The organism is Anaerococcus sp. HMSC065G05 (assembly GCF_001812365.1).
In the GTDB taxonomy this organism is placed as follows: domain Bacteria; phylum Bacillota; class Clostridia; order Tissierellales; family Peptoniphilaceae; genus Anaerococcus; species Anaerococcus vaginalis.
On record NZ_KV808727.1, the window covers coordinates 124,801 to 143,487 of the forward strand.

Below are 18,687 nucleotides of genomic sequence, written 5' to 3' on the forward strand. Positions count from 1 at the left end.
AAATAAGCATAGCCTATAAGAACTTCATTAGAAATTTCTGGTTTCCAATTTTTTTTGAAATTATTGAATAATACTTTTATAGCCCTCTTTGTTCCTCTTTCAAGTTTTAAAACTTCAAGAGAACCATCATCTGTAATGTGAATTACTGGCTTTACTTTCAAAAAATCACCTATATCAGCGCTAGTTTTTGAAATTCTTCCGCCCTTATAAAGATATTTAAGACTTTCAACTCCAAATTGTGAAACCATGTATTTTGAATTTTCTTTTATATAAGATGCAACTTGTTCTATATCTTTTCCTTCTTCTTGCATTTTCACAATAATTTGGCACAAAAGTCCTGCACCTGTTGATGCTTGTTTTATATTATAAATATATATTTTTCTATCTGGATATTTTTTATCTAAAATTTCTTTTGCTTTTTGGGCATTTTCAAAAGTTCCTGACAAGGCCTCACTTAAACCTATATAAAAAATATCTTCTCCATTTTTTAAAACTTCTTCAAAATATTTTTCAAATGAGGCTAAGTTTACTTGGCTTGTTGATACATTTTTATCTTCTAACATAAATTCATAATATTCATTTAGTTTTTCAATATCTGTACCTATAATTTCATAAATTTCATCTTCCATATTTGATTGCATAGGCACTATGGTAATATTCGATGATTTTATGAAATCAACGTTCATATCGCTAGAACCGTCTGTTATTATTCTAAAATTCATAATTCTCCTTATAGATATTCTCTAATCTCTTCAACTTTCACACTAACTTGCTTTCCATCTTCCATATTTTTTACAGAAACCATTTTGTTTTCATATTCTTCTTGTCCAATTATTAAGACTTTTTTTACGCCAATTTTGTCTGCATAATTAATTTTTTTCTTAAATTTTCCATCTTCAAGATATATGTCAACCTTTAGACCTTGCTCTTTTAATTTGTTTGCAATATCTATGGCATAAAAATTTAAATTTTCATCCATAGGAATTACAAGACAATCTGTAAATTTAGCTTTATATTTTTCTACAAGACCAAGCTGTTGAAATTGATAAAATAATCTGGTTAATCCAATTGAAAGACCAACTCCTGGTAGATTTTGTTTTGAGAAATTTCCTGCAAGATTTTCATATCTTCCACCAGAGCATACACTTCCAATTGATTCATAACCATCCAAAAAAGTTTCATAAACTGTAGATGTATAATAATCAAGACCACGAGTAATTGACAAATCAATAATAATTGAATCATCATCAATTCCAAATTTAATCATATAATCATAAACTTCTTTTAATTCATTTAATCCAATTTTATAATTATCATTTAAATTTAGTGATTCAAGATAAGTCAAAAGCTCTTTGTTTTCTCTTTTATTATTTATAAGCTCCATCAATTTATCTGCTTTTTCTTCTCCACAAATTTCTACCAAAAGCTCTTTTGTATTTTCTTCACCGATTTTTGCTTTTTTATCGATTGTTCTTAAAACTTCTTCCTTATCAGAAATTTCAAGCGATTCAAAAAATCCATTCAATAGCTTTCTATTATTAATATGGAACTTTATTCCATTAAAGTCAAGTTTTTGAAAAATTTCATAAATAACCTTAGGCAAAAGTGCATCATTGTGAATTGACAAAGAATTATTTCCAATAATATCAATATCGCATTGGTAAAATTCCTTGTATCTTCCCTTTTGATTTCTTTCTCCCCTATAAACTTTTGCAATTTGATACCTTTTGAAAGGGAAATTCAAATCAGAAAAATGTTCAGAAACATATCTTGCAAGAGGAACTGTTAAATCAAATCTCAAAGACATATCTTTTTTTGATGAATCAATTCCAAAAATTTGCTTTTCGGTTTCTCCGCCGCCTTTGGCAAATAAAATATCATTTTTTTCAATTGCTGGCGTATCAATTGGTAAAAATTGATAAGACAAAAAAGTTTCTTCAATGATATTTTTTATATAATCAAATGCTAATTGATCTTCTGGTAATAACTCCATCACACCTGCAATAGTTTGTGGTTTTACTATATTCATTTTAATCTCCTAATCATATCCATATTAAAGATCCAGTATCTACTAAATTAGTGTCTGGATATAATAAATTTAATTTTTCCTTATATACTATATTTTTAATTATATCATACGAATTTAATCTTTCTATATTTCCATTAAATAATATAGTATTTTCATCAATTTTTCCAAAACATCCACCCAAAAATCCTTGATCAAATCCGTCAAGAGAAATTTTTTCTTCTTTTAATAAAGTAACTGGCAAAATATTTTTTAATTTTTTGAAAATTCCCATATCACTTGTCAAAATATTTTCATTAAAAACAAGCATAGAACACCTTGAGTAGCCTTGCTTGATAAATAAATGCTTGATATTTTTTTCTTCAAAAAATAATTTTATATTTTTTTCAGTAAAATCATTGTGGATATAAAAATTTTTAAATTTTACAATATTATAAAGAGCATCATAAGGATAATTTTTTGAAACTTCTTCTCCTTTAATAATATTAATATTTTTTATATTTTTTTTGTAATACTCATAGACATTTTTATCAACTATTAAATTTTTATCATCCACTTTAAATAAAGAAAGATCAGGATGATCTGAAATTCTTTTGTCAAGATTTGGATTATCAATTGTTTTTAAATATTTTATATTTTTAAAATCCAAAAAATCTGTAAATTCTTTTTTTGATTTGTGACTAATAATTAACATATTTCTCCTTAAATTTAGGTACAAAAAAAGTCCTCAACGAGGACAAATTTGGAGGCGCCACCCAGATTTGAACTGGGGATAAAGGTGTTGCAGACCTCTGCCTTACCACTTGGCTATGGCGCCATATTGGAGCGGAAGACGGGATTCGAACCCGCGACCCTCGCCTTGGCAAGGCGATACTCTACCACTGAGCCACTTCCGCATTTTTTCTGGTGCCCAGAGGCGGAATCGAACCACCGACACGGGGATTTTCAGTCCCCTGCTCTACCGACTGAGCTATCTGGGCTAAACATTACTTTTATAGTATATGCTAAATTAAAATTCTTGTCAAATTTTTTTAAAATTTCACAAAGAAATAATTCGATTTATATTTTTAAATTTACAAAATCAATTTTATTGGCAAATAAAATTTTTCAAAAAAAAGAGCCTTGCAAAACAAATTATTTTTCATAAATTTGCAAAAGCTCTGGTCATAAGGTCGCGAAATTTCTTATCCCTTATTTATATACCCTAGAAAAAATTTATCTTGTAAAATATTAGTAAAATTCATTTTAAATTTTTTGGGTAAAAATATAATATAAAAATTAGGAGGTTTTATGAAATTTAAATCAATTCACACATGTATATACACAGATAATGATAAGGAAAGTATAAAATTTTATGAAGATGCATTAAATATGCACATTACTAGAAGAAAAGATTACGATGAAGATGAATTTTCTTTAATTTATATGGCAACAGAAGATGGAGCTTACGAACTTGAATTAACATTTAATCACGACGGAAGAAAATATGAGCACGGCTCATATTACGGTCACATGGCATTTAAAACAAAAGAATTTGAAAAAGCCTATGATCTTCACAAAAAAATGGGAGTAGTAAGTCAAGAAATCGGCGGACTTTCTGATGGTTCTGATAAATTTTATTTTATAAAAGACCCTCAAGGTTTTTCTATTGAAATAATTGAAGAAAAATAATAATCGATTGATAATTTATACTTTTAAAAAACGGACCTTTTTAGGTCCGTTTTATTTGTGATAAGGCTCATTATTTATAATTTTGTAAGCCCTATAAATTTGTTCAATTAAAATTAATCTCATTAATTTATGGGGAAAAGTCATTTTTGAAAATGATAATTTGTAATCAGCCTTTTGGCTTATTTTTTTTGAAAGACCGTTTGACCCACCAATTACAAAAACCAAATCGCATCCCATTCCATAAGTCATTTGCTCTTTAATTAACTTTGAAAAACTTTCTGATGATAGGCTTTTGCCTTCAATTTCTAGGCTTATAATATAGGAATTTTCTTTAATCTTTTTTAAAATCTTATCAGCTTCCCTATCTTTTACAATTTCCAATTCTTTTTCCGATAAATTTTCAGGTGCTTTTTCGTCATTTACTTCAATGATTTTTAATTTTACGTATGGTTTTAATCTTTTTTCGTACTCGCTTATTGCATCTTTAAAATATTTTTCTTTAATTTTTCCCACACTTACTATTGAAATATTCATTTATTAAATCTCGCTTTTATATAATAAATCGGCATATTTTTATTTCTAAATTTTCTTTCATATTCGCTTATATATTTGCTTTTTTCTTCTGAAATATTTTCATCTTTTTCAATTATATCCATAGAAAATTCTTCAAAATATTTAACTGAAGCCTCATATAATTCTTTATTATCTGTCTTTAATTCCAAAATCGCCTTATCTTTTATAATATTTTTGTACCTATTCAAAAATCTTTCATGGCTTAGTCTTCTTTTGTGGTGGCGTCTTTTTGGCCATGGAGTTGAAAAATTCAAATATATTCTTGAAATTTCTTCATTTTCAAAAATTTCTTCCAAATTTTCCGCATCTGCTATAAGCCCTCTAACATTTGTAAGTTCATTTTCTTTTATTTTTCTGCTTGCAACAACAAAGGCATTTGTATTTACTTCAAGTCCTATAAAATTTATAGCAGGATTATCCTTAGCAATTTCAATTAAAAAATCTCCCCTGCCAGAGCCAATTTCCAAATATATTTCATTATCATTTCCAAAAATTTCTTTCCATTTCCCCTTGTTTTCTTTTCCATCAAAATAAATCAAAGGATTTTCTTTCATTTCTGGAATAGCATTTTCTTTAAATCTTAATCTCATTTCTCATCCTTTCTGTTAAATATTAGTTTACAAAATATTTGTTATAAAAACAAGGAAAATAAAATTTTAAAATCCCATATACCTATTGACATTAATATACTATGTTGTACAATGTATGTAGTAATAAGATGGATTAACTTATAATTTGAAAGGATTGTTATGAATGAAGATTGGATTTCTCAAATTAAACGTGGAACTTTAGAATATGCTATCTTAATTTTAATTAAAAAAAAGGATAGATATGGCTATGATTTAATTCAAACTCTTGAAAAATATCCAATGTTACAAACAAAGGAGAGCACTGTTTACCCACTACTTAGAAGACTTCTAAAAAATAATTATTTAGAAGCTTATTGGAAAAATATAGAAGAAGGCACTCCTCCAAGAAAATATTATAAAATTACAGAGCTTGGAAATTTTTATTTAAATGCTTTGAAAAGAGATTGGATGATTCTTGTAAAAAATATTTCAGATCTTAGTGAGGAAGAAAAATGAAAAATAGTAAAATTGATAATAATTTAGAAAAATATTTATCAAAAGTAGACAGAAATTTAAAATATATGTCTATTTCTGAAAAAACTGATATTTTAAGTGAACTTAAAAATTCATTTTATGAAAGGCTTAATGATGGGCAAAGTTCTGAGTATATAATTTCTCAAATGGAAAGTCCAAAAGACTTAGCATTTTCTTATATGGGCGATAGTATTGTAAAAAGTAGAGATTTTTCCTTTAAAAATTTAATTATGGCTATAGGATTTTATTCTTACGCTTCATTAGCGTGGATTTGTCTTATACCAACTCTTGCAATACTTTCCATATCTTTTTTCTTTTCTAGTGGAATTAGCACATTTGCAGGTGTAATGGGACTATTTAAAGGAATAATTCACATTAAACCAATCGATGAATTAAAATTTATCTTTTTTGGCTTTGAATTAAAAGGGATTCTCGCTTTAATTGCAGGTCTTATTTTAGCCTTGATATTTTTTATAATTGGAATTTTATTTTGGAAAGCTACAATTGCTACAATTAAATTTTTAAAAAATCAAAAAAGAAAATTAAATAATGAAAATTGATAATCCAAAAAAACTTGCAAAAATTATAAATTTAGCTTATAAAAATTTTTTTAAAAAAACTAGGAATTAGCTTAAAACTAATTCCTAGTTTTTTAAATTCCTAAATATGCACTTCTAACAGCAGGATCATTTTTAAGGTTTTCTGCCTTATCTTCTTTTACAATTTTTCCTGTTTCTATTACATAAGCCCTGTCTGATATATCTAGGGCAAGATTTGCATTTTGTTCTACAAGCAAAATCGTTGAGCCTTCTTCTTTTAAAACTTTTATCGTTTCGAATATTTTTTCTACATAAAGAGGCGAAAGTCCCATTGATGGTTCGTCTAATAAAAGCAATTTTGGATTTGTCATTATAGCTCTTGCCATAGCAAGCATTTGTTGTTCTCCTCCTGACAAAGTTCCTGCTTTTTGATTTCTCCTATCTTTTAAAACTGGAAAAAGCTCATATATTCTCTCAATTTTTTCTTCTCTTTCTTTGTCTTTTAAATTTGTTGCAACTGAACCTAAATTTATATTATCTACAACTGAAAGATTTGAAAAAACTCTCCTTCCTTCTGGAACTTGTGCAATTCCAAGCCTTGTTATTTTGTATGCTTTTTTGTTTGTTATATCTTCGTTTTCAAAAGTGATTTTTCCGCTTCTTTTTTCAAGCAAAGAAGATATTGCTTGAAGGGTTGTAGTTTTTCCTGCTCCATTTGCTCCAATTAATGAAACTACTTCTTTTTTATTTACTTTTAAGGAAACATCCTTTATAGCGTGGATATTTCCATAATATACATTTAAATTTTCTACATTAAGCATTTTATTCTCCATATCCACTTCCCAAATAGGCGCTTACTACGTCATCTTTTTTAACAACTTCTTCTGGTTTTCCTTTTGCTATTACTATTCCGTGATTTAATACGTAAAGTTTTTCGCAAATTCCCAAGACCAATTTCATGTCATGTTCTATCAAAACAATTGATAAATTAAAATTATCTCTTATCATTCTAATTGTATCCATCAATGACTCTGTTTCAATTGCATTCATACCTGCAGCTGGCTCGTCTAATAATAATAATTTTGGATTTGTCGCAAGAGCTCTTGCTATTTCTAATTTTCTTTGGGCTCCATAGGATAAATTTCCTGCGCTATCATTTGCATAGGCTGCAAGTCCCAAAATTTTTAAAATATCCAAGGCTTTTTTTGTTGCTTCTCTTTCTTCCTTCCAATAATTTTTAAGCCTGAGCATCCCGTCAACAATTTTATATCTCATATCTCTGTTCATAGATACTTTTACATTATCTACAACTGATAAGTAATCAAATAATCTTATATTTTGAAAAGTTCTTGCTATTCCTTTTTGGCTTAGTTTGTGAACAGGTAAGCCTGTTATATTTTCTCCATCTAAATAAATCGCCCCTTCTGTTGGCTCATAAACTCCACTTAGCATATTAAAAACTGTAGTTTTTCCTGCTCCATTTGGTCCAATCAAACCAATTAAATCTTTTTCTTTTACATCAAGATTAAATCCATTTACTGCCTTCAATCCTCCAAAGGAGATGGAAATATTATCACATTTTAATACCGATCTTCTTTTATCCATTTTTTACTCCTTCTTTGTTGATTTTTCTTTTAAATTTTGCAATTTGTCTTGAAATAGAAAATTCTTCTCTTCCCATTAAGCCTTGTGGTCTAAATATCATAACAATTACTAATATTACAGAATAAATTATCATCCTATATTCTGCGAATGCTCTTAACATTTCTGGAACTATGGTTAATGTTATAGTTGAAATTACTGAGCCTGTAAATGAACCCATTCCTCCTAAAACAACCATTACTAAAATATCAAAACTTTTATTATAATTAAATACATCGGCTGCTATTACTCCAGTTGTTTGAGCATATATTGCTCCAGCGACTCCCGCAAAAAGTGCTGATAAAGTAAAGGCAAATATTTTAGATTTTGTTGTATTTATTCCACAGCTTTCAGCGGCAAGTTCATTATCTTTTATTGCCAAAACTGATCTACCAAATCTTGATGTCATAATTGAATACATAAATACAACGCACAAAACTGTAACAAAAAATACTAAAGCAAAAGAATCAACTGTAGGTATTCCTGCCATTCCTTGAGCTCCACCAGTAATAGATAAATTTTCTACAACAACCCTAATTATTTCTCCAAAAGCCAAGGTTACTATAGCAAGATAATCTCCGTTTAGCCTCAATACTGGTATTCCGATTGCAAGAGAAAATAAAAATGCAAACAGCCCTCCAATTAATAAGGCTATAAAAAATCCTGGTATTCCTTCTATTATTCCAGTTTTCAAAAAAATTCCTGCACTATATGCACCTATTGACATAAAACCTGCATGTCCCAAAGTTATTTGTCCCAAATTTCCTACGGTTATATTTAGTGAAATTGAAAGTATTATATTTATACATAACAAAAATAGAATTGATTGCCAATAAGAATCAATTATTCCACTTAAAATTAAAATTTGAATAATTGCAAATGAAACTAATACAAGGACAAAGCTAACTAGATATGATGTTTTTTTATTTTTATCCATTTTATACTTTCTCCTTTTCCATATTTCCTAAAATTCCAGTTGGTTTTACTATCAAAACTAAAATTAATACCAAAAATACTATTGCATCTGCGTATGAGCTTGAAAGATATGCTCTAGTCATAACTTCTATCATTCCCAAAATAAATCCACCAATTACAGCTCCTGGTATTGAACCAATTCCTCCAACAACTGCAGCTGTAAAAGCTTTTATTCCTAGCATCGAACCTATAAAAGGGGTTATTTGAGGATATGATGAAACATACAATAAAGATGCAACTCCAGCAAGTGCAGAGCCAATTGCAAAAGTCATAGTCATAGTATTATCTACATTTATTCCAACAAGACTTGATGCCTTATAATCTTCACTAACCGCAAGCATCATCTTGCCATATTTTGTTTTAGAAATAAAAATTTGCAAAATTATTGTAAGAATAATTGTTAAAACTATTGTAAAAATTGTTTGAAAAGATAATCTTATTCCAAAAATATTTAAGCTAGCTTGATTAAATAAACTTGGAACAGGTCTTGCGTTTGCGGTAAAAACTTTTACAAATAAATTTTCCAAAAATAAAGATACTCCTATAGCAGTAATTAAAATTGAAATTGATGAAGAATTCCTCAAAGGTTTGTAAGCAATTCTTTCTATTACAACTCCCAAAAGTGTGCAGGCAATAATTGCTGGTATTATTGCTAAATATAATGGTAAACCACTTCTGAAAAGACTTGTTTGAACAACAAAAAATATTGTATAAGCGCCTACCATTATAATATCTCCATGGGCAAAATTTATTAATTTTGCTACGCCATAAACCATTGTATAACCCAAGGCTATTAAAGCGTATATTGATCCTAATTGTAGACCATTAAAAAGTTGAATTAAAAAATCCATAAAATCTCCTTAAAATTTAAGGGGTTTTGCTAATTCGCAATCCCCCTTTTTATTAATTTTCATCAGCTGTTACTGTTGAATTAAATTTATATGTTCCATCTTTTATTTCCATCATTGATGCTGATTTGATTGGATTATGATTTTCATTAAATTTAAATTTGCCGGTTATTCCATCAAATTCTATAGCTTTAATTTTTTCTATAATCTTATCACTTTCTTCGCTTTTCGCTTGTTCAATAGCTTGTTTTAATAAATAAATTGTATCGTATGACAAAGCAGAAAAAGCTGAAGGATCTTCTTTATTTTCTTCTTTATATTTTTTTACAAAATCTTTTACTCTTTGGTCATCACTATCTAAAGCAAAGTGATTTGAAAAACATGAGCCTTCTACCAATACTAATTGAGATTTATCCATTACATTCAAAACTCCATCCCAACCATCAGAACCAATAAATTTTGCATCAATTCCAGCATCTCTTGCTTGTGGAGCTATAAGAGCAACTTTTTCGTAATAATCTGGAACTAATAATACATCTGGTTTTGCTTTTGCAATTTTTGTAAGTTGTGCCTTAAAATCATTGTCATTATCTCCATAAGATTCATCAGCAACCAAATCAAGTTTTAATTTTTCTACTTCTTTTTTAAATTCATTAGCAATTCCATTTGAATAATCTGAAGAAGTATTTCTAAGGATAGCTACTTTTTTTGCTTTTTGATTTTCTGCTGCAAATTTTGCCAATAATTTTCCTTGATAAGGATCAGTAAAGCAAGTTCTAAATACATTATCCTTTCCTTCTGTAATATTTCCTTGAGTTCCTGTTGGAGTTATCATAGCAATTCCATCTTTTTTTGCAATTTCAGAAACTGCTAGAGCAGGTTTTGATGTAATAGGCCCTACAATTGCTGTTACTTTTTCTCCTTTTAATTTATTGTATGCAGTTGTTGAATCTGTTATTTCTCCCTTATCATCATAAGAAATCCATTCAATTTTTTTGCCATTAATTCCACCATTTTTATTTATCTCATCAACAGCTAACAAAGCTCCTTTTTCTGATGAATTTCCATAATTTGAAACTGGACCAGTTTGTGGTATTATTGCTCCAATTTTAATTGTGTCAGAATTCTCAGATTTTTTATTTTCTCCATTTTTTGCTTGACATCCTGCAAATGCAAATATTGATGCAAAAGCTAAGGTCATTAATTTTTTTGTTTTTTTCATTTTTTCCTCCACATATTTTTTTAATAATTAAGTATAAATAAAGATTAAAATTTATAATAATAATTATGGCACAGGATTTGCCTCTTGTCAAATGTTTTTTGCTTGATTATTTTATTGTCTTTTTTTCAACGCTTATCTTGTTATTATTTTTTGATTTTTAAAATGAATATTTATTTATAATTTTATGCAAAGGTATATTTATTATTTATTTAATGTTAAATAATGCTTTATGGTTTATTTATGTGATTTTATTTTAAAATATTTATTTTCCGACAGTTTACAAAGGTTACAATTTCGCACTTTTCTTGATATTTTTTATTTTTTCGCCTATAATAAAATTCATTGGGGGACACATGAGAAAACAAAAACAAATTGATTCATTCACTTTTTTAAGAGCTATTTTTATTATTGCTATTTCCATATTTCATTCATCAGTGCAATTTCTTCCTGGTGGTTTTATGGCAGTAATTGGCTTTTTTGTAATGAGTGGATTTTTAATGATGAAAAAATTAAATACTATAGAAGATTATGATTTTAATGAATTTAAATCGATTATTAAAAAAAGATTCAAAAAGCTATTGCCAAGTTTATATTTTGTTATAAGCCTATCTTTGTTTTTTGCCTTGATTTTTTCAAGAATAATCTTTCATGATTCTATAAAATCATCTATACCTACAGCACTTTCTATTCAAAATTTATATCAAATTTTTAAGGGTGGTTCATATTTTACAAAAAATGGATATTTTGATATGTTTACACATTTTTGGTATATATCCATGCAAGTTCAATTTATCCTTATTTTCTATTTGGTAAATTATTTTATAAACAAATATAAGGATAAATTTTCTGGTAAGAATATAAAAATTTATCTTTTTACTCTTATTTCAGCAATAAGTATTTTGTTGATGATTATTTTTTCTTTTGATAAAAATAATATTTCAAGAATTTATTATGGACCTGACGCTAGAATAAATGCTATTTTTATTGGAGCTCTTGCTTATCTTTTGATAGATTATTTTTCAAAAATTTTTGAATTTGCTAAGGAGAAAAATTTTTCTGAAAAATATATTTTGTACGCTCTTTTGCTTTTAACTTTGCTTGCTTACTTTTTTGTAAGGGGTGAAAACTTATATACTTACAGAATAATAATGCCAATCTATACTCTTATCCAAGCATTATTAATTGGAGTTTTATACTCTTATGAAAAGGACAATAAATTTGTAATAAAGAAAAAAGAAATGGGAATTTTCAAAACTTTTCTTTATTATATAGGTCTTAGATCTTATTACATTTATTTGTGGCAATATATAATAAGCACTTTTCTTTCTTACGCTTTTGCCCACACAAGCAAAAGTAGGATTATAGCTTATATTTTGGAAATAATTATTGTTTTGATTTTATCTGAACTAACTTACGTTATTTTCAGTAGAAAATTTGATTTTAAAAAATATTTTATTATCACATCTGCTCTTATTTTGGGATTAAATGCTTTGGCATTTTTTATACCAAATCCTAAGGAAAAAGATATGAAAGAGCTTGAAAAAAGAATTAGTGAAAATCAAGATAAGATCAAGAAAAACAATGAAAAATATGTAAAAGAGCAAAAGAAAAAGGAAAATTTAGAAAAATCTAAAAACCAAATCTCAAGTGAAAGCTCAGAAAAAAATGTAGAAGAAAACAAAAATGTTGAAAATAATGAAAATGTAAAAGAAGATGAAAATAAAAATAAAGAAGAAAACAAAGAGCCTTCTTTTGAAAAGAAAGCTTATGATGATTTCAACTTTACTGATAAGGAAAAAGAATTTTTAAAAAATACTTCTATTACTGCTGTTGGCGATTCTGTTTTGATTAATATTGATCCATTTTTGAGAGAATTTAATCCAAATCTTTACCTTGATGGAGAAGTTGGCAGGCAAATGACCGATGGTCCAAAAGTATTGCAAAATATAAAAAATAAAAACGGCCTTGGCAATATTGTTCTTGTAAGCCTTGGTTCTAACGGAACTTTAAGCGAGCAAAATATGGTAGATATTTTAAATATTTCTGAAGGAAGAAAAGTTTATTTTGTAAATACTGTAAATAGCCAATCTTGGGAGATGACTATTAATTCTAAAATCAAAAAATTCTGCGATGAAAACAAAAATGCCTACATGGTTGATTGGTATAAATTTGCAAAGGAAAAAGCAAATTTATTTGCAAAAGATATGGTTCATCCAGAAGTTGAAGGTTCAAAAGCTTATAGAAATCTAATTGAAAGAGAAATAATAAATTCTTTTGCTAAGTAATAATTTAATAATGTATATCCAAAAGCGTAGAAGTCTTAGATGATTTTCTACGCTTTTATTTTTTTGAAAATTTCCATTTAAAATCTCTATACTGTTTTAAACAAAAAATTTATTTGAAATATTTTCAAATTTAAAATGGACTTTATCAATAGCCTAAGAATATTTTTGTTGTATAATAGCAAATGAGGTGAATTATGATAGATTATTTAAATGAAATAAATTTAGATCAAAATTTAATAGATAAAATAATAGAATTTAGAAATGAAGATATAGATGATGAAGACAAGGATAGAATTGTTAAACCAGAATTTAAATATTATGGAGAAGATGTTTTGAAAAAAGCAATCACTGCTATTCTTTCTGGAAAAAATATTTTACTTTCTGGTCCAAAAGCTACAGGAAAAAATGTTTTGGCACAAAATCTTTCCTATATTTTTAATCGTCCATCATGGGATATTTCTTTTCACGTAAATACTGATTACAATTCCTTGGTTGGAGCTGATACTTTTAAAGATGGAAAAGTTGTTTTTAGAAAAGGCCCTGTTTATGAATGTGCAAAAAAAGGCGGCTTTGGAGTTTTGGATGAAATAAATATGGCAAAAAATGAAGCTATCTCTGTTCTTCACGCAACTTTAGATCACAGACGTGTAATTGATATTCCAGGTTATGACAAAATAAAACTTGACGATAAGACAAGATTTATTGCAACTATGAATTATGGTTATGTTGGAACAAGAGAAGTAAATGAAGCACTTGCATCAAGATTTATGGTTATAAATATGCCAAATATTACAAGGGAAAATTTAAAACATTTACTAAAAGATAAATTTCCAAAATTAAAAGACAAATATATGAATACTTTTATAGATATTTTTGAATCCCTCCAAGAAAAAAGTGAAAATTCAGAAATTTCTACAAAATCAGTCGACCTTAGAGGGTTAATTTCTGCAATAGAAACAATGGAGATTGGACTTAACCCATACGATGCAATTGAAATGGGACTTATTAATAAATCTTTTGATGAATTTGAAAGAGAGCTTGTAAGAGATAGCGTTGATTCAAAACTTCCAAAAGAAATCAAAGAGAGTGTATTTGATGACTGATACTTTTGAAAAGTTAAGGGCCATGAATGTGATTTGGGATTTTGCTGATGATTATAAAATATTTCCCAAATCCTACTATACTATGGATAAAAATTACAAAAATATAATTGAAGGATACAAGTTTAAAAATTTTAGGCTTGATTTATTTTCTTCATTTTTTTCTTATTTAAAAAAAGACAACCCTTTTTTTGAAGAATTTAAGACAATCACCCTTCTTTTGTTGGAAGATTTAGCCTACAGAAAATTAGAAAAAACTAATCTTGTAATAAAAGATTTAAGAAAATCTTACGCCAAAAAAATTCTCGACAAATACCAATACAAAAAAGAAACCGACAATGTTTATGAACAAATCGAAAAAGCTTATTATGGAAAAGTTTTTAATAAACCAATAACAGAGGCTAAACTTGTAAGAGATTTTTATGCTGAACTTTTTTCAATTGATACCTATAAATCTAGCGAAATAATTGAAAAGCTAAACGGGCTTTTCAAAAAATATTTTCTTTTTGAAAGATTTGACCAATACAATGAACTTTTTGATCAAATGGTAAAGGAAGAAAAGCCCAAAAATTTTGACCACGATGATTTAGATGAATCAGATATTGAAAAAAATATAGAAGACCAATTTCAAATCCAATCAGCAGAATTTAATGGTTATATTTATTTTGAAGAAAAAAAAGAAGATATGAACAAGGATATATTTATCTTTGAAAAATCAGATAAGGAAAAAGACAAAAGAGAAGATTCCTTTATAGAAGATTTTTATGGAAAACTTTCTATGAGCAAAAAAAGACAAGAGCTTTTGGAAAAAGAACTTGCCAAGGGCATTCATAAATCAAAAAAATTATATTTTACCAAGGGAGAATACACCGATTCTCCAAATGCAAAATTCAACCAAAAAGTTAGAAAAAAACAAAGGGAAAAAACAAAAGAATACATTGAAAACAATCTTTCAATAAACAACAGGGCTGTAAATGAGCTTACAAGAACTATAGAAAATTCTTTAGCAAATCACGAAGAAGATGAGCTTTACAGAAAAAATTATGGACTTCTTGATTCTATAAATGTTTGGAAAGCACCAGTTTTAAATGAATCAAAAGTATTTTTTTCAAATAACAAAGACCCAAAACCAAAATTTCAAATGGATTTATTAATTGACGGATCGGCAAGCCAAATCAAAAGGCAAAATCTCGTAGCAAACCAAGCTTTTATAATTGCAAATGCCATGGACAAGGTAAATATTCCAATAAGAGTTTCTTCATTTTCAACTTTAAGAGATTATACAGTTTTTAATATGTACAGAGATTTTAAAGATAAGGGCAATAATGAAAATATTTATAATTTTTTTGCTTCAGGTGCAAACAGAGATGGTCTTGCCTTTAAAACAATCCACAAATTAATCAATGAAGATAAAAATGAAAGCGTAAGAAAAATTTTAATAATTTTATCAGACGGTCGCCCAAATGATGAAAAACACAATATAAACACAGTAAATGCAAAAATAAAGGACCAATATATAGACAAAAAGGCAGTTGATGATACTGCAAAAGAAATAAGAGCATTAAAAAGTGATGGAATTCAAGTTTTGGGAGTTTTTACTGGAGAAGATGAAGATATAGAAAATGCAAAATTAATATATGGAACAGATTTTTGTAGGATAAAAAATTTAGACAATTTCTCAAAAATAGTTTCAATTTATATGAAAAATTTAATAGCAAATTAAAATTGGCTGGCAAAAAATTATAAACTATAATAATTTATAATTTTTACCAGCCTTTTAAATTATTTTTTATTTTTTCTTAGAAAATTTATGGTAAAGACGATTTACCATTTTCATAACTTCAGGAATTCTTGCAAATAAAATTGTAAGCGCATAAAATATTGCTGCTATTATTATGGCAATAAACATAGCCAAAAGATATGACAATTTCCCACTCAAATTTCCATAAATAACACTTGCAATCAATCCCATTAAAATTGATAAGACTGTAATTTTTATCAAAGATTTTAAAGAACTTTTAAAATTAATTCTTCCAAAATTTTTCCTAAATTTTATTAACATCATAATTGCACCAGCCGCAGCAGAAATTGCAGTTGCTAGGGCAAGACCTTGAATGTCAAAAAATTGTATAAAAATAAAATTCAAAATTACATTTATTATTTGTTGGATAACTACAATTATTACAGGAGATTTCGAATCCCCAACTGCATAAAATCCCTTGTCAATTACATCAGAAAATGATTGAAAAATAACAAATGGTGCATAGGCAATTAGCATTGATGCTGTAACTACTACAGATTTATTATCAAAAGCTCCCCTTTGATAAACCAATTTTATTATTGGCTCTGCCAAAGACATCATTCCAATTGTTGCAGGTATTACCAAAAGCATAGTCAAAACTATAGCTGAATTTATTTGAATTTTCATATTTTCTATATCGCCTTTTTGTCCCAAATGTGAAATGGTAGGAAATATTGAAGTTGTAACTGAAACTGTTATTACTCCTGTAATCAGTGCCAAAAGTGTTTTTGAATATCTCAAAAATGATATTGATGCATTTCCAAAAAAGTATGATGCCATAGAATTATCTACTGTAAGAGCTATCTCTCCTGCAGCTGATGAAACTATAACAGGAATTGCAATCATAATTAAAGATTTAATATATTTATTGTGAATATCTATTTTTTTCTTGTATTTATATCCATGCTCCCTATTTGCCTTAGGAAACATTATATATTGCAAAACATTTCCCAACAAACAACCTATAGCAAGTAGGTAAGGATTTTTGGCAAGTCCACTTATAATTGTAAAGGCAATTATAATTATATTCATAATCAAGCCAGTTACAGCTGGAATAAAAAAATTGCCTTTTAAATTTAAATATCCCCTAAAAACAGCTGAATATAAATATGCAAATATTGCAAACATTATAATTCTTGTAAAAACTATGGCAGTATGTAAAAGTTCGCCTTTTAAATCTGGTGAAAATAATTTACAAAATGCTCCAGCAAAAATAAAACCAAAAATAACTGCTAAAAGACCAAATACCATCAAGATATTAAAAATATTTGATGTGAATTCTTCAGCAACCTCTTCGCCTTCTTCATTTTTTGCCTTGGTATAAATTGGAATAAATCCATAGATAATACCAGATGCAACAAAATTTGCTATTACTACAGGAAGAGTATTAGCAACAGCATAAATTGCAACTATATCCCCCGCTCCATAAAAATAAGCCATAACAGATTCTCTCAAAAATCCAAAAACTTTAGAAAGAATTGTTACAAGCATTAACATAAAAGCAGTTTGTCCCATAATTACCTCTCTTTTTTTAATTTATAAATTTTATTATATCTGTAAAAAATTCTCTTTCAATGGATAAATTTATCCATAAATAAGTCTATTATCTTAGAAAAATTTTACGATAATTTTATAAACTCTTTATTTTTCTTTTATCTTATTTATTATTTAAAAAAATTAAAAATAAAAATAAGCACAAGAAATAAAGCTATCACTTGTGCTATAATTTATTATTTTATTTTCAAGTATTCTTCCAAAGAAAGATCGTTCTCATACATAGATTTTGCATTTTCTACACCAACATATCTAAATTCCCAGCATCTTTCTTTTTTGCCAGTAATTTCTTCTTTTTCTTTGGTGTATCTTTGAATAAATCCATATTTATAAGAATTTTCCTTTAGCCACTTATATTCATTTGTATCTTTAAATTTGTCTGAATATTTACTTTGTCCAGTATAAAAATCAAAACTTGTTCCTGTTTGGTGGTCACTTGTATAAGCAACATCAGCATCAGGATTATTTTGATCTACCAATTTTTCTTCACTTTGTCCCATCCTAAAATCAGATGCAATTTTTATATCCAAACCTTCTCTTTGCATATCAATAAGCATAGTATCAAAAGCTTTTTTGCTTGTAGAATCAACGCCAGGATTAAAATCTTTAGGCAAAGGATTTGATTCATTGACAAAAACAACTCCATTCACTACACTAATATTTTCGCTATCTTTAAGCTTTCCAAGACCATATTTATTTACATAATAAAATTCATCATTAATTTTAATTTTTGAGAAAGAATTTTCTGTACCAAAATATTCTATGTATTGGTTATTATTAATGCTTACATCAGTTTTTGTAAAATCGCTTGGTTCTTGGTAGCAATATTGACTTTTAAGAGATTTTACATAGGATTTCATAGTATCACTATATCCATCATCATCAATTTTTTCCCCATCACTTATTACTACATTTTCAAAACCAATAGGAGTGGCTACTTGAGTTTTTGCATTTTTTAATTCTTCTTTAAGCACTTCATTTTCTTGTTTTTTATTAGCTTGGGCATACCTGTTTTCTATTGGTTTTCTAATTTGAAAATCATCACTACTTTTTTTAAAATCTATATTCAAAGCTCCTGTTATCAAAAGAGCACAAATTCCAACTTTTATTAAATTATTTCTTCTTTTTATTTTTCTTTCTTTTACCTTTTTACGTCTTAAATCTCTAATACTTTTGTTTGCCATTTTTAGTTTTCTTCCTTAAATCTATTTCAATATAACTAAATTTACGTCTGTGGGATAGTTTATAAAATCATATAAATATATTTCAATTTATAATAAAAGACTTTACAAAACTTTTTAATATTTTCTTAACTCCATTATAACACAAGTATAAAAAAATATGTATAC

The 18,687-nt window shown here is 27.4% G+C and carries 18 protein-coding genes and 3 tRNA genes; 6 read left to right on the forward strand and 15 right to left on the reverse strand.

From position 1 onward, the window contains the following. The 6 genes from HMPREF2852_RS09045 to HMPREF2852_RS09070 all read right to left on the reverse strand — a co-directional run. Positions 1–722 (reverse strand): DegV family protein (locus HMPREF2852_RS09045; RefSeq protein WP_070607892.1); only part of this gene is annotated, 722 nt, incomplete at its 3' end. An 8-nt stretch (positions 723–730) separates the two neighbouring features. Then, entirely contained in the window at positions 731–2,029 is a 1,299-nt protein-coding gene (gene hisS / locus HMPREF2852_RS09050; protein WP_070607895.1) for a histidine--tRNA ligase, read from the reverse strand. Positions 2,030–2,042: 13 nt separating this feature from the next. Next, positions 2,043–2,720: a DUF6873 family GME fold protein gene (locus HMPREF2852_RS09055; RefSeq protein WP_070607897.1), complete on the reverse strand. Its 678-nt coding sequence runs from the start codon at positions 2,718–2,720 to the stop codon at positions 2,043–2,045. Positions 2,721–2,769: 49 nt separating this feature from the next. After that, positions 2,770–2,843 (reverse strand) — tRNA-Cys (locus HMPREF2852_RS09060). A 4-nt stretch (positions 2,844–2,847) separates the two neighbouring features. Then, a tRNA-Gly gene (locus HMPREF2852_RS09065) sits at positions 2,848–2,922 on the reverse strand. A gap of 8 nt (positions 2,923–2,930) precedes the next feature. Further along, a tRNA-Phe gene (locus tag HMPREF2852_RS09070) sits at positions 2,931–3,006 on the reverse strand. Positions 3,007–3,316: 310 nt separating this feature from the next. Here HMPREF2852_RS09070 and HMPREF2852_RS09075 point away from each other — a divergent pair. Next, entirely contained in the window at positions 3,317–3,697 is a 381-nt protein-coding gene (locus tag HMPREF2852_RS09075; RefSeq protein ID WP_070607900.1) for a VOC family protein, read from the forward strand. A 51-nt stretch (positions 3,698–3,748) separates the two neighbouring features. On the opposite strand, the gene rlmH is transcribed toward HMPREF2852_RS09075, so the two are convergent. Together rlmH and trmB are read right to left on the reverse strand one after the other, a co-directional pair. After that, on the reverse strand, positions 3,749–4,231 hold the full coding sequence (gene rlmH, locus HMPREF2852_RS09080) for a 23S rRNA (pseudouridine(1915)-N(3))-methyltransferase RlmH (protein WP_070607902.1): 483 nt from the start codon (positions 4,229–4,231) through the stop codon (positions 3,749–3,751). Continuing rightward, complete coding sequence (gene trmB / locus HMPREF2852_RS09085; protein ID WP_019118114.1) at positions 4,228–4,860, reverse strand: tRNA (guanosine(46)-N7)-methyltransferase TrmB; 633 nt, start codon at positions 4,858–4,860, stop codon at positions 4,228–4,230. The genes rlmH and trmB overlap by 4 nt, the downstream gene beginning before the upstream one ends. A gap of 159 nt (positions 4,861–5,019) precedes the next feature. On the opposite strand from trmB, the gene HMPREF2852_RS09090 reads away from it, so the two are divergent. Together HMPREF2852_RS09090 and HMPREF2852_RS09095 are read left to right on the forward strand one after the other, a co-directional pair. Continuing rightward, the gene (locus HMPREF2852_RS09090) at positions 5,020–5,355 is read left to right on the forward strand and encodes a PadR family transcriptional regulator (RefSeq protein WP_004838217.1); all 336 of its coding nucleotides are present in this window, start codon (positions 5,020–5,022) and stop codon (positions 5,353–5,355) included. Further along, positions 5,352–5,933 carry a DUF1700 domain-containing protein gene (locus HMPREF2852_RS09095; RefSeq protein WP_070607904.1) on the forward strand — a complete coding sequence of 194 codons (582 nt, stop codon included), beginning with the start codon at positions 5,352–5,354 and terminating at the stop codon, positions 5,931–5,933. The genes HMPREF2852_RS09090 and HMPREF2852_RS09095 overlap by 4 nt, the downstream gene beginning before the upstream one ends. A gap of 92 nt (positions 5,934–6,025) precedes the next feature. On the opposite strand, the gene HMPREF2852_RS09100 is transcribed toward HMPREF2852_RS09095, so the two are convergent. Genes HMPREF2852_RS09100 through HMPREF2852_RS09120 form a run of 5 tightly spaced genes read right to left on the reverse strand, consistent with a single transcriptional unit; the run spans position 6,026 to position 10,598 of the window. Continuing rightward, positions 6,026–6,733 (reverse strand): ABC transporter ATP-binding protein, encoded by a 708-nt coding sequence (locus tag HMPREF2852_RS09100; RefSeq protein ID WP_004838212.1) that lies wholly within the window; start codon positions 6,731–6,733, stop codon positions 6,026–6,028. 1 nt (position 6,734) lies between these two features. Continuing rightward, the gene (locus tag HMPREF2852_RS09105) at positions 6,735–7,517 is read right to left on the reverse strand and encodes an ABC transporter ATP-binding protein (protein ID WP_004838210.1); all 783 of its coding nucleotides are present in this window, start codon (positions 7,515–7,517) and stop codon (positions 6,735–6,737) included. Beyond that, complete coding sequence (locus HMPREF2852_RS09110) at positions 7,510–8,490, reverse strand: branched-chain amino acid ABC transporter permease (protein WP_070607907.1); 981 nt, start codon at positions 8,488–8,490, stop codon at positions 7,510–7,512. The genes HMPREF2852_RS09105 and HMPREF2852_RS09110 overlap by 8 nt, the downstream gene beginning before the upstream one ends. 1 nt (position 8,491) lies before the next feature. Then, the gene (locus HMPREF2852_RS09115; RefSeq protein WP_004838207.1) at positions 8,492–9,379 is read right to left on the reverse strand and encodes a branched-chain amino acid ABC transporter permease; all 888 of its coding nucleotides are present in this window, start codon (positions 9,377–9,379) and stop codon (positions 8,492–8,494) included. Between the two features lie 52 nt (positions 9,380–9,431). Next, positions 9,432–10,598, reverse strand: a complete 1,167-nt coding sequence (locus tag HMPREF2852_RS09120) for an ABC transporter substrate-binding protein (protein WP_070607910.1) — start codon at positions 10,596–10,598, stop codon at positions 9,432–9,434. Between the two features lie 353 nt (positions 10,599–10,951). On the opposite strand from HMPREF2852_RS09120, the gene HMPREF2852_RS09125 reads away from it, so the two are divergent. The 3 genes from HMPREF2852_RS09125 (at position 10,952) to HMPREF2852_RS09135 (ending at position 15,706) form a co-directional block, all read left to right on the forward strand. Then, on the forward strand, positions 10,952–12,883 hold the full coding sequence (locus HMPREF2852_RS09125) for an acyltransferase family protein (RefSeq protein WP_070607913.1): 1,932 nt from the start codon (positions 10,952–10,954) through the stop codon (positions 12,881–12,883). 194 nt (positions 12,884–13,077) lie between these two features. After that, positions 13,078–13,986, forward strand: coding sequence for an AAA family ATPase (locus HMPREF2852_RS09130; RefSeq protein WP_070607915.1), 909 nt, complete (start codon positions 13,078–13,080; stop codon positions 13,984–13,986). Then, the gene (locus HMPREF2852_RS09135; protein ID WP_070607917.1) at positions 13,979–15,706 is read left to right on the forward strand and encodes a vWA domain-containing protein; all 1,728 of its coding nucleotides are present in this window, start codon (positions 13,979–13,981) and stop codon (positions 15,704–15,706) included. Before HMPREF2852_RS09130 ends, HMPREF2852_RS09135 begins: the two co-directional genes overlap by 8 nt. Positions 15,707–15,772: 66 nt before the next feature. Here HMPREF2852_RS09135 and murJ read toward each other — a convergent pair whose 3' ends face one another. Together murJ and HMPREF2852_RS09145 are read right to left on the reverse strand one after the other, a co-directional pair. After that, on the reverse strand, positions 15,773–17,299 hold the full coding sequence (murJ, locus tag HMPREF2852_RS09140; protein WP_070607918.1) for a murein biosynthesis integral membrane protein MurJ: 1,527 nt from the start codon (positions 17,297–17,299) through the stop codon (positions 15,773–15,775). Positions 17,300–17,514: 215 nt separating this feature from the next. Further along, complete coding sequence (locus tag HMPREF2852_RS09145; RefSeq protein WP_070607920.1) at positions 17,515–18,522, reverse strand: M15 family metallopeptidase; 1,008 nt, start codon at positions 18,520–18,522, stop codon at positions 17,515–17,517. Positions 18,523–18,687: the final 165 nt, after the last annotated feature.

What these genes read in the sequence shown, in the direction of transcription:
- hisS (WP_070607895.1), bottom strand. Translation starts at nt 2,029, where the DNA reads ATGAATATAGTAAAACCACAAACTATTGCAGGTGTGATGGAGTTATTA.
- HMPREF2852_RS09055 (WP_070607897.1), bottom strand. Translation starts at nt 2,720, where the DNA reads ATGTTAATTATTAGTCACAAATCAAAAAAAGAATTTACAGATTTTTTG.
- HMPREF2852_RS09075 (WP_070607900.1), top strand. Translation starts at nt 3,317, where the DNA reads ATGAAATTTAAATCAATTCACACATGTATATACACAGATAATGATAAG.
- rlmH (WP_070607902.1), bottom strand. Translation starts at nt 4,231, where the DNA reads ATGAATATTTCAATAGTAAGTGTGGGAAAAATTAAAGAAAAATATTTT.
- trmB (WP_019118114.1), bottom strand. Translation starts at nt 4,860, where the DNA reads ATGAGATTAAGATTTAAAGAAAATGCTATTCCAGAAATGAAAGAAAAT.
- HMPREF2852_RS09090 (WP_004838217.1), top strand. Translation starts at nt 5,020, where the DNA reads ATGAATGAAGATTGGATTTCTCAAATTAAACGTGGAACTTTAGAATAT.
- HMPREF2852_RS09095 (WP_070607904.1), top strand. Translation starts at nt 5,352, where the DNA reads ATGAAAAATAGTAAAATTGATAATAATTTAGAAAAATATTTATCAAAA.
- HMPREF2852_RS09100 (WP_004838212.1), bottom strand. Translation starts at nt 6,733, where the DNA reads ATGCTTAATGTAGAAAATTTAAATGTATATTATGGAAATATCCACGCT.
- HMPREF2852_RS09105 (WP_004838210.1), bottom strand. Translation starts at nt 7,517, where the DNA reads ATGGATAAAAGAAGATCGGTATTAAAATGTGATAATATTTCCATCTCC.
- HMPREF2852_RS09110 (WP_070607907.1), bottom strand. Translation starts at nt 8,490, where the DNA reads ATGGATAAAAATAAAAAAACATCATATCTAGTTAGCTTTGTCCTTGTA.
- HMPREF2852_RS09115 (WP_004838207.1), bottom strand. Translation starts at nt 9,379, where the DNA reads ATGGATTTTTTAATTCAACTTTTTAATGGTCTACAATTAGGATCAATA.
- HMPREF2852_RS09120 (WP_070607910.1), bottom strand. Translation starts at nt 10,598, where the DNA reads ATGAAAAAAACAAAAAAATTAATGACCTTAGCTTTTGCATCAATATTT.
- HMPREF2852_RS09125 (WP_070607913.1), top strand. Translation starts at nt 10,952, where the DNA reads ATGAGAAAACAAAAACAAATTGATTCATTCACTTTTTTAAGAGCTATT.
- HMPREF2852_RS09130 (WP_070607915.1), top strand. Translation starts at nt 13,078, where the DNA reads ATGATAGATTATTTAAATGAAATAAATTTAGATCAAAATTTAATAGAT.
- HMPREF2852_RS09135 (WP_070607917.1), top strand. Translation starts at nt 13,979, where the DNA reads ATGACTGATACTTTTGAAAAGTTAAGGGCCATGAATGTGATTTGGGAT.
- murJ (WP_070607918.1), bottom strand. Translation starts at nt 17,299, where the DNA reads ATGGGACAAACTGCTTTTATGTTAATGCTTGTAACAATTCTTTCTAAA.
- HMPREF2852_RS09145 (WP_070607920.1), bottom strand. Translation starts at nt 18,522, where the DNA reads ATGGCAAACAAAAGTATTAGAGATTTAAGACGTAAAAAGGTAAAAGAA.